This is a genomic window from Agrobacterium sp. SORGH_AS_0440, assembly GCF_031453135.1.
GTDB classification, from domain to species: domain Bacteria; phylum Pseudomonadota; class Alphaproteobacteria; order Rhizobiales; family Rhizobiaceae; genus Agrobacterium; species Agrobacterium pusense.
In genome coordinates this window covers 1,791,621-1,805,743 of the sequence record NZ_JAVIYR010000001.1, presented here as the reverse complement: position 1 = coordinate 1,805,743, position 14,123 = coordinate 1,791,621, and the positions used below count along the sequence as shown (strand labels likewise).

The window sequence follows — 14,123 nt, the reverse complement described above, 5'->3', positions numbered from 1 at the left end:
TCGTCGCGCGCGGCCCGGGAAAAGCTGATCCGACAGCTTTGTCCGGCGCCGGAAGGGGCACGGACAACATGGCGCGCCACACGCAATCCTAACGATCTGCGCAGGCTCTCGTTCCATGAAATCAGGCTGGGAGGATGAATGACCGAGCGTGGATGGCCGACATGGAGATGGCCGGCAGCGCGCCGCACGCGCTGCCGCGCCTTCCTCAAACAGTATATTTCTTCCGCGTGGTTGTACCCGCGGCCTGTGCCGGCGCCACATCCGGCTTGCCAAAGAGATAGCCCTGAGCCTGCGCGCATCCTTCATCGACGACCATGCGATATTGCGCATCGGTTTCGATACCTTCCGCCGTTACCGGCAGATCGAGGCTGCGGCCAAGGCCGATAACCGCGCGCACGATGGCACGGGCATTGTCGTCATCGCTCATGGCGGCGATGAAGCTGCGGTCGATCTTGATCTTGTCGAAAGGGAAGCTCTGCAGGTTGCTGAGTGAAGAGTAACCCGTACCGAAATCATCCATGACAATGGCAACGCCAAGCGCTTTGAGCTGGGTCAGAATTGTCAGCGTCGCCTTGCGGTCTTTCAGCAGGGCAGCTTCGGTGATCTCCAGTTCCAGCCGGTTGGGCGAAAGGCCGGTCTGCATCAGGATGGTGCAGACGACATGGCCCAGATTGGCCAGGGAAAATTGCAGCGGCGACACATTGACCGCGATTTTCAGATGCGGCGCCCAGGTGTTCGCCTGACGGCAGGCCTCGCGCAGCACCCATTCGCCGAGCGAGATGATGATACCACTTTCCTCGGCGATCGGGATGAACACGTCCGGCGGCACCACGCCTCTTGTGGGATGCTGCCAGCGTACCAGCGCCTCATAACCGACGACCTCACCGCATTCGACGGAAAGGACCGGCTGGTAATTCAGCACGAGCTCATCACGATTGATTGCCAACCTCAGATCCGTCTCGAGCTGGCGACGCTCGCGTGCCTCCTGATCCATCAGTGGGTCGTAAAAGGCCAATATGCCGCGGCCGCCCATCTTGGCCCGATAAAGCGCGAGATCGGCGGCATGCAGGATACTCTCGTCATCCAGTCCGTCGCGCGGAAAGACGGCAATACCGATGCTGACACCGACGGCGGTCGGATCATTGGCGGCATTCATTTTCAGGGCGAACATGGCGAGGATCGTCTCGGCAAGCAGGCGCGCTTCTTCCGCCTTGGTATGCCGCGCGGTCAGAATGACGAACTCATCACCACCGAGCCGGGCGACCACATCTCCAGATCTCGCGCATTCATCGAGAATCGCCGCGACTTTCTTGAGTACCCTGTCGCCTTCGGCATGGCCGAATATATCGTTGACCGCCTTGAAGCGGTCAAGATCGAGCGCCAGCAGCGCAAATTCGTCGCCCTCGCCGCAATGTTCGATCTGCTGGCGCAGCCGCGTCTGGAACATGGTGCGATTGGAAAGGCCGGTCAGCACATCGTGGCGGGCAAGATATTCGATCTCCCGCTGCGCCTCACGCTTCTCCGTCAGGTCGCGGATTGCCATGACCTCGCAGGGACGACCTCGGTATTCGATGGTGCGCACGGCGAGTTCGAACACCTGCGCGCGGTCGGCGCGCTCACGTATGGCCTCTACGGGCGCATTACGGGGTACATAGACGGGTTGCCCATCCGTCGCCCGAAAAAGTTCATCGGGATTCTTTCCGACCAGCGACGTTTCATCGCGCCCCAGCAGGCCCGCGAAACGCGTATTCAGCTCGACGATGCGGCCATCGCGCACGACCGCAAGACCGTCCAGTGTCGCGTCGACCAGACCCTTGAGGTCGACGAGATACCGGTCCACGAGCGCCGCGGTCGCGGTTGCGGAAAGGATCAGGAATGTCACGCCGGAAACCGCGCCGATCATGATCAGCCGGCCGAGATTGTCGGGGTCGGGTCCGGAAATGGACGGATCGGGCGAGAGAACGGTGGCCGACACGGCAGTGAAATGCAGCGCGCAGATTGCAAGGATCGACGCGGCGGCGGGAAAAACGATACGCTTCCAGGAGCCGAGGCGGTGAAACAGCCAGGAGGACAGAAGAAAAAACGCCCAGGCGACGGCAAAACCGCCAAGAACAGCCCCCCAATCGTAGCTGACCGTGGCGGCGACATCTATTCCCGCCATTCCGACGAAATGCATGACGGCAACGGAGAGCGTCACCAGGGTGGCGGCGATGACCGGGCCGAAAATTGCCTGCGTGCGGGCGGTAAGCGCCAGCCAGAAGCCGAGTACGGCAAGAACCGCCGAAAGCGCGGTGAAGTAAAAATCGAAGCCGATGGGAACAGTGCCCTTATAGGCAAGCATGGCGACAAAATGGGTGGCCCAGACGCTGAGCCCCGCCGCGAAGGCGGCAACCAGGACCCAATAGGGCTTTCGGCTGGAGGGGCTTTCCTCAGCGCGCAACAAGAGGTGAAAAAAGGCGAGCATTCCCAGCAGACAGATCAATGCCGCAAGAAGCACGATCTCCCGATCGTGTTGGACGGCAACGCATTCCAGCACCGTGAACATGATGCACTCTCCCAGCCTCTGAAGAACCGCTCACGATGGCACTATGAAAGTGGTTTATTTATAAATCTCTAATGCAACTATTGATAATGGCCTCTTCTCGACCAGAATCCTGAGTAGAGTCCGGGCCGGTGTGCCAGGCTGTAACGCTTTTCGGCAGACCGACCCGACGGTAAAAAGGAAAACCCTTTATTTCCAGCTTTGATAATCCGCAGCGGCGCAGCCAAACGGAGCCCGGCCGTCAGAGAAGCGTTCTTGCAGGCGGGCGCAGCCCCACTCGTTGAGTGCCGCCGGCAGCATGTTGTTGATGTCCATGCCGGGGGAGTTGAATTGCGACGGAGCGCTTGTGACATACCACAGCCAGTAGCCCATGACCGCCACGATGATGAAGGCGAGAATGGCGACGAAAGTCCCGAGCCTGCGCAAGAAGCCGGGTCCCTTGTTCATCGACGCGGCCTGGGCGGCGGCAGCCTCCTGTGTCTCGTGCGCGACCATCGGGGCAAGCGATGCGAGAGCTTCCGCCCGCTCCTGTTCCGTCAGGTCGATCCGCTGCAGCTGATCGTCAAGCAGGACAGGCAAGGCGCCGTTACCATGCAGGACTGCAAGCGCCACATCCTGTTTGCCGGTATTGCCGATGACAACTGGAATGCGACCCCGTTCCAGATGCGTGAAGGATTGCCGCTTGGTTTTATCGTCCCTGACCGTATCGGCATAGGTCACGAAAAGACGGCTGCGTTTTTCTGCAACGGCCGTCAGCGCCACCGGAATAACGGTCAAAGGGGCCGGGTTGCGTAGCTGCAGGCGGACCCGCAGCATGCGGACAAGTGTGAACAGCATGGCGAGACTGCCGAAACCAAGCAGAAAGACGAACACGCCGAGTGTAATGATGCGGTTCCAGAGCATGTCCAGACCCAGCGAAATCGTTGCGAGTTCCGGGTTCTTCGCGGAGATGACCAGCCCGGTTTCGTAATCGCCGGAATGGAGATCGACGAACATGACCTCGACATCCTTCTTGTAGCTCACGCCCGCATGGTCGTAGGAAAGATCGGCCTTGCAGGTCGTGAAGATCGCCTTGCGTGTCTTGCAGCTGCCGCTGATATCGCCGTTTTCAATCTCCAGCGGATCCTGGCTGATCTTGTAGTCACGCACAACGCCCGGGCCTTCGGCTACCAGCATGACAATCGTGATTACGAGAAGCACGGGAACGGAGAAATAATAGGCTGCCGGCACCGAAATGACGCCGCGTTTGAGGCTGAGTGGCCGAGACGGAAGTTTTATCTGTGCAAGGTTCATAGTCGTCAACGCATTCTTCGGGAGGTAGGTGAGCGGAGTTCGCGACTCTCGCCCGACGGAAGGAAAAGTTGCCGCACGGTCTAAACCGATGAAGTCCTTGAGAAAACCCCCTGAAATTACGGGATGGCGCACGACCATCTCCCGTCCCGGCGCCGTATGCCTGGTCAACGTGCGGGAGAAGACTCTGACGCATTGGCCCAGTCACGCATAAAAACGGGCGGTAAAACCGCCCGTCACCTGGTTCGCAAACTATTCTTTGCCGTCAGTCCTTCGTGACCTTTTCAAGCCGGGTCGTCTGGCTGGGGTGGCCCACATAATCCTTGACGCGTGCGTTCAGCACGATCGGCTCGAATCTCTCGAACATCGGCAGCACCGCCGGCTTCTGCGCGACGAACATTTCCTGCATCTGGGTGTAGATTTCCCCGCGCTTCTTGGCATCAGGCTCGAGCGACGCCTTTGCCGTGAGCGCGGTCAGTTCCGGAATATCCCAGGCCGAGCGCCAGACGAAATTGCCGGCGTTGTTGGCGGCAAGCGAGTTGTCCGGGTTGCTGGAGAACTGCTCCATCGAGCCCAGAACATTCGGCATGTAGGCTCCGGTCTGCGGAATGAGCAGATCAAAATCCCGCGCGCGGTGCGCGGCAATCACGTCCGAGCCGTTACCCTGCTGGATATTGACCTTGATACCAATCTGGCTGAGCGTGGCCTGAATGGCAGTGGCGAGGTCGATGCGCGGCGTCTGCGCGATCGTCTTCAGATTGAGCGTGAAACCGTTCTCGTAGCCGGCCTCCTTGAGGAGCGCTTTTCCCTTCTCCACGTCGAGCTTCCAATCCGGGCTCGGAATGGCATATTCGAAGTTTTCCGGCACGGGCACCGTGCGCGCCCGGCCGTAGGGACCCATGATGGTTTTTTCCATACCCTTGTAGTCGATGCCGTAGGCGATCGCTTCGCGGACCTTGGGGTTGGACAGGGGCTCCTTGCCGGCATTCATGGACAGGACGTAAAAACCGCCCGTCGGCACACGCTGGATCTGGAAACCGTCCTTGTTGTTGAAGGTCGCGAGATCCGCAGCCGTCAGCGCGCTGGCGATGTCGATATCGCCGCGCTCCAGCATCAGGCGCTCAACCTGGCTTTCCGGCACATGCCGCACGATGACGCGGCGCATTTTGGGGCTGCCGGCCACATAGTCCTTATTCGCCTCCAGAATGATGATCTCATTCGGCGACCAGCGGTTGAGGGTGAAAGGGCCGGAGCCGGCCGAATTCGTTCTCAGCCATGCATTCCCCCAGTCATCATTGACCTCGTGGGACTTCAGTTCCTTGCTGTCGACCACGCTGGCAATGACCATGGCGAGGCGATAGAGCAGCAATTCCGAAGTCGTTTCACCTGAAAGATCGACGCGAACCGTTTTTTCATCCGGAGCACTTACCAGCTTGTCGATATTGTCGGCATTGTAGCCCACACGCTTGAGGTTCGCTGCGGCCGCCTGGTTCATCTTCAGAAGGCGGCTGAGCGAATAAACCACATCGGCCGAGGTCACCGGGTTACCGGAGGCGAAATTCGCCTCGCGAAGATGAAAGGTGATGCCTTTCTCATCCGTTTCCCAGCGCTCGGCGAGCTGCGGCGAAACCTTGCCGGAACCGTCCACCGAGATCAGGCGATCATAAAGATTGGCCATGATTTCATTGGCTTTTGCCTCGGTGGCCTGATGGGGGTCGAGTGACAGCACCTGGGCCAGCGACGTGCCGATAACCAGCTGGTCGTTGGGGGTTTTGGCCGCGACGGGCGATCCCTGCACGAGCATAGCGCCAAGAACGGTGGTGAATGCGAGACGGATCAATGTTTTTTTCATACCTGCTCCTCCTACAGATCGGTAATTGATGTTCGGGAAAAGCCGCGACGCAGCGGGGCGTCGCGGGCCAAAACGGTCAAAGATGTTTGTTATCAAGTGCTTCGATCAAGGCTGTGATGTAGCCGTAGCAGAAGGCGAAAGCGACGCCGACGGGATCGCGTCCGGCAATCGTCGGCACATGGTCCGGCATGATCATGTAGCGATAACCGAGTTCGTGATAGAGTTTCAGCGAGCGCACCATGTCCATGTCCCCCTCATCGGGGAAAGTCTCCATGAAGGACAATTTCCCGCCGCTGATGTTGCGGAAGTGGACGTTGAAAATCTTGTCGCGGCTGCCGAACCAGCGGATGATGTCGTCGATCTCCTCGCGCGGATCATCAAGCATCTCGCCGATTGACCCCTGACAGAAATTCAGGCCGTGATAGGGGCTCTCGCGCATCTGCACGAACTTCTTCAGCCCATCGACCGTTCCGAGCACACGGGTGACGCCCCTGTAGCCTGGCGGTGTATAGGGATCATGGGGGTGGCAGGCGAGACGCACCCTGTTGCTTTCGGCAACCGGCACGACGCGTTCGAGGAAGTAGTCGATGCGTTCCCAGTTCTCGTCTTCGGACAGAACGCCGGCGAGGCCCGGTGCGGCATCATGGTCCGCCTTGTCCCAGCGCCATGCCTCGTTGAGGGAACCGCCACGGCCGCGCTCCATCTCCGTGCGCGGAATGCCAATGAGGTTGAGATTGTATTTCGCGGCAGGAATTCCAGCCCTCGCGATGTTTTCGATCATCGTGCAGACGGCATCGATCTGCCGGTCGCGATCCGGGCCGGCAAGCAGGATATCGGGATATGACGCCTGCTCGATGGGCCGGGACGGCAACGGCAGTTGCACCATATCGAGGACAAGGCCAAAGCTTTCGACCTTGTCACGGTGGCGCTCGAAATCCTCGAAAGTCCAGCTCGCGGGTGCTCCGGGCGGATCCGCACTGATGTTTTTGACGCCGAGCTGCGCCCAGACCTTGTAATCCTCGTCATCGCGCGCAGCAACCTGGGTGCCGACATACATCGATTCTCTCCTCTCTCCATGCAAGTCATCATATGACATCGCATGAAATAAGATGAGTGTCGAGATGCTATTGCGCCTCCGAGAGCAGCCTGTATCGCCGCTGGCTTGCCAGCATGTGTTCACGCATGGCTTTTCGGGCCGCATCGGGATCCTGCTCGACGATGGCGCGCAGGATTGCCTCGTGCTCGGCCTGGACTTTGCGAAGATAATTCGCGTCGCCGGTTTCAGGCAGCGTTGGGAACTGCCCACGCGGTATCGAGCGTGAACCGAACTGGCGCAATGCCTCCAGATAGAAGCGGTTATTGGTTGCGGTCGCGATGGCCGAATGGAATTCGTAATCCGCATCGACGGTTGATTCGCCAGCGTCGATGGCACGGGCCATTTTCCGGTGCGCCGCCGAGATTGCCGCTTCCTGCTGGGCCGTCCGGCGATAGGCTGCGATCGCCGCCGCCTCCCCTTCCGTTGCCAGGCGGAACTCCAGCATTTCCAGCGTCTCGGCAATGGTGCCAACTTCAGACTGCGTCAGCTTCACGCCGGCCCATTCACTGTCGCTACTGACAAAAACCCCCTTGCCCTGGATAGGGACGACGTAACCGGCAGAACGCAAATCGGCAATCGCTTCGCGGACCACCGTCCGGCTCACGCCATAAGCGCGTTCCAATTGCGGCTCCGTGGGAAGCTGGTCGCCATTTTTCAGTTTTCCACTGCGAATTTCTGCGCTGAGATTATCGATGATCTGTTGCGCCCGCCTCTCCCGCGGCCTCGCTTTGTCGCCAATCATGCCAGTCTTCCCTCTTGCAGAATACGAATCCCTTCGTTACTCATATGATGACGTGGCGGCACGTCATATGTTTTCATGTTAACTCAGGGAGGGGTTGGGATGAAGTACCATCAAGAGTTTTTACAAAAGAGAATTGCGCGTCTGCGGCGAGCAGCGGCCAAAGGGCCGGCCGCCCACGGATTTCTCTCAAGGAAGTGCGGCCAGCAATGACGGAGATTTCACTGCGCGGGCTTGGGCATCGTTTTCTGCAACTGATCGTCAGCCTCTTCATCCTGCTCTGCATCACCTTCATCATAGGCCGTGTGATGCCGACCGATCCGGTCGGAGCAATCGTCGGCGAGCTTGCCGATCCAAAGGCCTATGAGGCCATGAGGGCGCGCCTTGGCCTTGATCTGCCACTTTATCAGCAGTTCTTCATTTACTTGCGTGGTCTGCTGCATGGGGATTTCGGTATCGCGATCCTGACAGGCAATCCCGTGACGCGCGATCTGGCGCAGGCCTTCCCCGCAACCTTCGAACTCGCGACCCTGGCGATCATCATCTCGACGGTCATCGGCGTTCCCCTCGGTCTTGCAGCAGCCCTGTTTCGCGATACGTTCATCGACAAGTTCGCGCGTGTCTTTGCGCTGGTTGGACATTCGATACCTGTCTTCTGGTTCGGCATTGTCGGGCTCGTCATTTTTTATGCCAGTCTCAATCTTGTCGGAGGGCCCGGCCGGGTGGACGTGTTCTACGAGGGCCTTGTGGAACCCAGAACCGGCCTGATGCTGGTCGACAGCCTGCTTGCGGGCGAGACGGAAATCTTCTGGAACGCGCTCGGACACATCATCCTGCCGGCCGTAATCCTTGCCTATATGGCCATGGCCTATATCACCCGCATGACGAGGGCCTTCACCCTCGAACAGCTGAGCCAGGACTATGTGATCGCGGCGCGGGCAAAAGGTGTCAGTCCCGCACGCACCATAACACGCCATGTACTGCCCAATATCGCCGTGCAGCTCATAACTGTACTGGCAATTTCCTACGGCAATCTGCTGGAAGGCGCCGTGGTGACCGAGATCGTCTTTTCCTGGCCGGGCATCGGCCAATATATGACCAATGCGCTGCTCATCGGCGACATGAATGCGATCCTCGCCGCCACGATCGTCATCGGCTTCATATTCATGTTGCTCAACTTCCTCGCCGATCTGGCCTACACCACGCTTGATCCCCGCACACGGGAGGCCGCACGATGACCGATATCGCGCAAAACAATACCGTTGATCGCCCCGGCGTCCTGTCGCGCCTGTCGACCACAACCGTGCGGACACTTAGGAAACTCGCAGACGAGCCACTTGGGATGTTCGGCTTCGCCATTCTGGCGGTCCTGGTTCTGGTCGCCATTTTCGCTCCGCTCATTGCGCCTTACGATCCTGCCCGCCAGGCGCTCGAAAACGCGCTTCAGCCGCCAAGCTGGGCGCATCTGGCCGGAACCGACGAGTTTGGCCGCGATATTTTCAGCCGGCTCGTCTACGGCACCCGCATCACCATCCAGACCGTCCTGTCGGTCTCGGTCATCGTCGGTCCGATCGGCCTTGCGATTGGCGTCATGGCCGGTTTCTTCGGCGGGCGCACCGATGCCATCTTAATGCGCGCGACCGATATCGTCCTCTCCTTCCCCTCGCTCGTGCTCGCACTTGCCTTTGCGGCAGCGATGGGAGCCGGTCTCGGAACAGCGATCATCGCGATCTCGCTGACGGCGTGGCCACCGATTGCGCGTCTCGCCCGCGCGGAAGCACTGGTGGTGCGAAACACCGATTATGTGGCCGCCGCCCGCCTCTACGGTGCCTCGCCGCTGCGCATCCTGTTTCTCTATATCGCGCCGATGTGCATCCCTTCGGTCATCGTTCGCCTCACGCTGAACATGGCGGGCATCATCCTGACGGCTGCTTCGCTCGGTTTTCTCGGCCTCGGGGCGCAACCGCCGTTGCCTGAATGGGGTGCGATGATCTCCAGCGGCCGCAAATTCATGCTCGATTACTGGTGGGTCGCCGTCATGCCCGGCATCGCCATCCTGCTGACGAGCCTTGCCTTCAACATCGCCGGCGATACGCTGCGCGACCTTCTGGATCCGCGTCATGCCCGTTCCTGACAGCACTCCCATACTCTCGGTACGCGACCTCAATGTCCGTTTTGGGCGCAATGCCATTTCCGCCGTTTCCAACGTCAATTTCGACGTCGGCCGCGAAAGGGTTGGTATCGTCGGTGAGTCCGGTTCCGGCAAATCCACCACCGGCCGGGCCGCCATGCGCCTTTTGCCAAAGAGCGCGACGGTGACGGCGGAGAAAATGGATTTTCTCGGCGAACCGCTGCTCACAAAAACCGAACGGCAGATGGGCGCGATCCGTGGCAGCGAGATGGCGCTGATCATGCAGGACCCGCGTTATTCGCTGAACCCGGTGCTGCCCATCGGCAAACAGGTGGCGGAAGCCGCCGAACTGCATCTGGCGCTTACCGGCCAGGCGGCAAGGGCTGCTGCGCGCGACATGCTGCTGCGCGTGCGTATCAACGATCCCGACCGCGTCATGGCGCTTTATCCACACCAGATATCGGGTGGCATGGGGCAGCGGGTGATGATCGCCATGATGCTGCTCGCCAAGCCGAAGCTTGTCATCGCCGACGAACCGACCTCGGCCCTCGATGTCAGCGTGCGCAAGGATGTACTTCTGCTTCTGGACGAGATGGTGCGCGAGAATAATTCGGGCCTGATCCTCATCAGCCACGACATCCGCATGGTGGCTGCCTTCTGCGAACGCGTGCTGGTCATGTATGGCGGGCGCGTGGTGGAAACGCTGACGAAGCTTGAAGATGCGCAGCATCCCTATACGCGCGGCCTGATCGCGGCCATGCCCGATCCCCGCAATCCGGTCAGGCGCCTCAAGGTGTTGGATCGTCAGGCAATCGATGCGGAGGTGATGCGATGATCACGGTAGACAAGCTCGACGTCGTCTACGGCGCCAAGGAAAAACGTAACCACGTCGTACGCGGCGTCAGCCTTACGGTCAACAAAGGCGAAACCCTCGGAATCGTCGGCGAGAGCGGCTGCGGAAAATCGACCTTGCTGCGCTCGCTGGCAGGTCTGGAGGGTGGCTGGACCGGCTCGATAAGCTTTAATGGAAAACCGGTCGGCAAGACCCGCAGCCGCGACGAACTGAAACTGGCCCAGATGGTGTTTCAGGATCCCTACGGTTCGCTGCATCCTCGCCACCGCATCGGTCGGGCTCTGGCCGAGCCCATCCGCGCCATGGGGCTTGGCGACGGCTGGTCGAAGGTTCCCGCCGCCCTGCAACAGGTTGGCCTGCCTGCGCATTTTGCCGAGCGGTTCCCGCATGAACTTTCCGGCGGTCAGCGCCAGCGCGTGGCAATCGCCCGCGCGCTAATCCTCGAACCACCGATCCTGCTGCTCGATGAACCGACATCCGCGCTCGACGTTTCCATCCAGGCCGAAATCCTCAACCTTCTTGCCGACCAGCGCGAAGAACGCGATCTGACCTTTGTTCTCGTCAGCCATGATCTGGCTGTCATCGCCCATATGTGCGACCGCGTGCTGGTGATGCAGAACGGCGTTTTTGTGGATGAGCTGACCAAGGCCGACCTTGAAGCAGGAATTACCCATGCCGCCTATTCAGGCGAGCTGTTCGAGAGCAGCTTTCTTTGAGATGATCGGTCGCGGAGATGGCTGAAGCGCGGCCGGACCTTTCTGGACGCGCGCCGGGTCTCAGTTCAGCCGATTGCCGTTTTCGTCCGAAAACAGATGAATGCCGTCCAAAGACGGGGATATCCTTATCTCCTCGCCGACCGCCTGGCCTATGCGTTCGCGAAAAACGCCGAGCACCCGCGAACCACCCAGTGTCATGGTGACCTGCGTTTCCGATCCCAGCGGTTCGACGAGCAGGATCTCGGCCGGTACGCCCGAGGGATCAAGGGCGAGGTGCTCGGGCCGGATGCCATAAGTCGCCCCTTTTCCCGCAAAAGCGGCGGCCGCGGCCGGCAATGGCAAGACCACACCGCCGGTTTCAAAACCGGCTTTCGATATCACGCCGGGCAGAAAATTCATGGAAGGTGAGCCTATGAAGCCGGCAACGAACTGGTTTGCCGGACGGTCGTAAAGTTCGAGCGGCGTGCCGACCTGTTCGACACGGCCGCCGTTCAGCACGACGACCCTGTCAGCCATCGTCATCGCTTCCACCTGGTCATGCGTCACATAGATCGTGGTGGTCCTGAGTTTCTGATGCAAAGCCTTGATCTCGCCACGCATCACGACGCGCAGTTTGGCATCAAGGTTTGAGAGGGGTTCGTCGAACAGGAACACCTGCGGATTGCGAACGATTGCGCGACCCATTGCAACGCGCTGGCGCTGACCGCCGGAGAGCTGACGGGGATAACGGTCGAGCAATGCGGTGAGACCAAGGATCTCTGCCGCCCAGTTTACCTTCTCAGCAATTTCCTGTTTGCTTGAGCCGCGATGCTCCAGCGAAAAGCCCATATTGGTTGCGACCGTCATATGCGGATAAAGCGCGTATGACTGGAACACCATGGCGATGTCGCGGTCCTTGGGATCGAGATCGTTGACGATCCGCTCGCCGATCTTGAGTTCGCCACCCGTGATCGTTTCGAGACCGGCGACCATCCGCAGCAGGGTCGACTTGCCGCAGCCGGAGGGTCCGACGAGGACGACAAATTCGCCATCCCTGATATCGAGATCGACGCCGTGAATGGTTTTTACCGCACCATAGCTTTTGCGGATGTCGGACAGAATTACGTTAGCCATCGATTAAATCCGGTTCTTCAGCCCTTGAGGCCGGTATGGGCGAGGCCTTCGACGAACTGCTTCTGGGCAATCACGAAGACGATGAGCACGGGCAGCGCCGTCAGCGTCGCTGCGGCAAGCTGGATATTCCACATCGGTCCGCCATAGGCGTCGGTATATTGGGTCAGCGCCTGTGGCAGCGTGAACATCTCTGCGCTGGAGAGAAAGACGATGGGCTCAAGGAACAGGTTCCAGGAGTGCAGGAAGGTAAAGATCGCAACCGAGGCCAGCGCCGGTTTTGCCAGCGGCAGCGCGATCTTGCGGAATATCTTGAAGCGCCCGAGACCATCGACGCGCGCCGCCTCTTCAAGCTCGGCGGGCAGCGTCACGAAGAACTGCCGCATGACGAAAGTGGCAAAAACACTGGGCGCACCGAAGATCGGCACAAGAATGAGTGGCCAGTGTGTGTTGACCATGCCCGCCTTCAGAAACATCTGAAACAGCGGTACGATCGTGACTTCCGACGGAATGAGCAGGCCAAGCAGCACGACCATGAAAATGAGATTTGCGCCCGGAAACCGGATCCGCGCAAAAGCATAGCCTGCCATGGACGATATGATCATCGTTCCTGCCGTCACGACAGCTGCGATATAGGCGGAGTTCCAGTATTGCCGCACGAAAGGCTGCAACTCGAAGACCTTGGAATAGCTCGTCCAGTCCTGGTTTTGCGGGAAGAATTGCGGCGGGAAGGCGAAGATATCACTGATCGGCTTGATCGATGACGTCACCATCCACCAGGTCGGAAAGACGAACGGGATCAGGAGCACGCACAACACCCCGTAAAGAGCGACCTGCATGCGTGGGGAAAGGTCAGCTTTCATAAAAGACGATCCTCTTGCGCATCTGCCACTGGGCGAAGGTCAGTACGGCGACGATCACAAACAGCAGGATGGACAGCGTCGAGCCGTAGCCAAAGAAATGAAACTGGAAGGCCTGCTGATAGAGGTAATAGACCAGCACCGTGGTCGAGAGACCCGGCCCCCCCTGGGTCAGAACTGCGATCTGCGCAAAAACCTGCAGCGAGCCAACAATCGTAATGATCGAGGTTAACAGGATCGTCGGGCTGATCAGCGGCAGGGTAATGCGACGAAACTGCTTGAAGGCGGGCGCGCCATCGATGCGGGCGGCTTCGTAAAGTTCTTTCGGCACACCCTGAAGTGCCGCCAGAAACAGGATCATGTTAAGCCCGACATTCTTGAAGACCTGCACGACGATGACTGAAATCATCGCGGTCGTTTCCTCGCGCAGCCAGTTGGGGCCTTCGATGCCGGCCATCAGCAACATGCCGTTGATGCCGCCATTTTTCTGCAACAGGAACCCCCAGACGATCGTCCAGGCAACCAGCGAAACGACAACCGGCGAGAAGAACAGCGTCCTGAATATCGCGATGCCAGCCAGTTTCTGGTTCAGCAATACGGCCAGAAGCAACGCCAGTGACAGGTTGAACACGACGAGCCCGGCCGAAAAAATCGCCGTCGCGCCAAGGACGTCGCGAAGATTGTCGTCCTCGACCAACATCCGGTAGTTCTGCGCACCCGTATAGGTGAAGGTGTTGGCAAGCACATTCCATTCATGCAGCGAATACCAGAACACCAGCCCGAGCGGGATCAGAACAAAGATGACGATGCCGATCAGCTGCGGGGCGATGAACAGGAATCCCGCAAGGCTGTCGCGCCGCGCGATGGTCCAGAACGCCGGGGCCGGACGATCCTGAGTACGGGCAATATCCTGCGCGACAGCCATGGTTTTCTC

12 protein-coding genes are annotated in these 14,123 nt (G+C 59.4%); 4 read left to right on the top strand and 8 right to left on the bottom strand.

The genetic code is table 11. The features are described from left to right. Window positions 1–205: 205 nt before the first annotated feature. The 5 genes from QE453_RS08165 to QE453_RS08145 all read right to left on the bottom strand — a co-directional run bounded on the left by QE453_RS08165 (window position 206) and on the right by QE453_RS08145 (window position 7,522). The gene (locus QE453_RS08165) at window positions 206–2,545 is read right to left on the bottom strand and encodes an EAL domain-containing protein (RefSeq protein WP_309776710.1); all 2,340 of its coding nucleotides are present in this window, start codon (window positions 2,543–2,545) and stop codon (window positions 206–208) included. A 186-nt stretch (window positions 2,546–2,731) separates the two neighbouring features. Further along, complete coding sequence (locus QE453_RS08160; protein WP_135856467.1) at window positions 2,732–3,835, bottom strand: hypothetical protein; 1,104 nt, start codon at window positions 3,833–3,835, stop codon at window positions 2,732–2,734. 262 nt (window positions 3,836–4,097) lie between these two features. Then, window positions 4,098–5,636: an ABC transporter substrate-binding protein gene (locus QE453_RS08155; RefSeq protein ID WP_223216048.1), complete on the bottom strand. Its 1,539-nt coding sequence runs from the start codon at window positions 5,634–5,636 to the stop codon at window positions 4,098–4,100. A gap of 124 nt (window positions 5,637–5,760) precedes the next feature. Continuing rightward, a complete protein-coding gene (locus QE453_RS08150) occupies window positions 5,761–6,741 on the bottom strand; it encodes a mannonate dehydratase (RefSeq protein WP_135856269.1) in 981 nt (326 codons plus the stop codon). A 67-nt stretch (window positions 6,742–6,808) separates the two neighbouring features. Beyond that, window positions 6,809–7,522, bottom strand: a complete 714-nt coding sequence (locus QE453_RS08145; protein ID WP_004444769.1) for a FadR/GntR family transcriptional regulator — start codon at window positions 7,520–7,522, stop codon at window positions 6,809–6,811. Between the two features lie 206 nt (window positions 7,523–7,728). Between QE453_RS08145 and QE453_RS08140 the strand changes: the two genes are divergently transcribed. The 4 genes from QE453_RS08140 to QE453_RS08125 are packed head-to-tail and all read left to right on the top strand — an operon-like array spanning window position 7,729 to window position 11,219. Then, a complete protein-coding gene (locus QE453_RS08140; RefSeq protein WP_034497997.1) occupies window positions 7,729–8,757 on the top strand; it encodes an ABC transporter permease in 1,029 nt (342 codons plus the stop codon). Next, the gene (locus QE453_RS08135; protein ID WP_034497999.1) at window positions 8,754–9,653 is read left to right on the top strand and encodes an ABC transporter permease; all 900 of its coding nucleotides are present in this window, start codon (window positions 8,754–8,756) and stop codon (window positions 9,651–9,653) included. Before QE453_RS08140 ends, QE453_RS08135 begins: the two co-directional genes overlap by 4 nt. Next, window positions 9,640–10,485 (top strand): ABC transporter ATP-binding protein, encoded by an 846-nt coding sequence (locus QE453_RS08130; protein ID WP_004444772.1) that lies wholly within the window; start codon window positions 9,640–9,642, stop codon window positions 10,483–10,485. Before QE453_RS08135 ends, QE453_RS08130 begins: the two co-directional genes overlap by 14 nt. After that, window positions 10,482–11,219 (top strand): ABC transporter ATP-binding protein, encoded by a 738-nt coding sequence (locus QE453_RS08125; protein ID WP_135856271.1) that lies wholly within the window; start codon window positions 10,482–10,484, stop codon window positions 11,217–11,219. The genes QE453_RS08130 and QE453_RS08125 overlap by 4 nt, the downstream gene beginning before the upstream one ends. Before the next feature lie 60 nt (window positions 11,220–11,279). Here QE453_RS08125 and QE453_RS08120 read toward each other — a convergent pair whose 3' ends face one another. Genes QE453_RS08120 through QE453_RS08110 form a run of 3 tightly spaced genes read right to left on the bottom strand, consistent with a single transcriptional unit; the run spans window position 11,280 to window position 14,114 of the window. Further along, window positions 11,280–12,332: an ABC transporter ATP-binding protein gene (locus tag QE453_RS08120; protein ID WP_060942134.1), complete on the bottom strand. Its 1,053-nt coding sequence runs from the start codon at window positions 12,330–12,332 to the stop codon at window positions 11,280–11,282. 17 nt (window positions 12,333–12,349) lie between these two features. After that, complete coding sequence (locus QE453_RS08115; protein WP_006697331.1) at window positions 12,350–13,192, bottom strand: carbohydrate ABC transporter permease; 843 nt, start codon at window positions 13,190–13,192, stop codon at window positions 12,350–12,352. Beyond that, the gene (locus QE453_RS08110) at window positions 13,182–14,114 is read right to left on the bottom strand and encodes a carbohydrate ABC transporter permease (RefSeq protein WP_135856273.1); all 933 of its coding nucleotides are present in this window, start codon (window positions 14,112–14,114) and stop codon (window positions 13,182–13,184) included. The genes QE453_RS08115 and QE453_RS08110 overlap by 11 nt, the downstream gene beginning before the upstream one ends. Window positions 14,115–14,123: the final 9 nt, after the last annotated feature.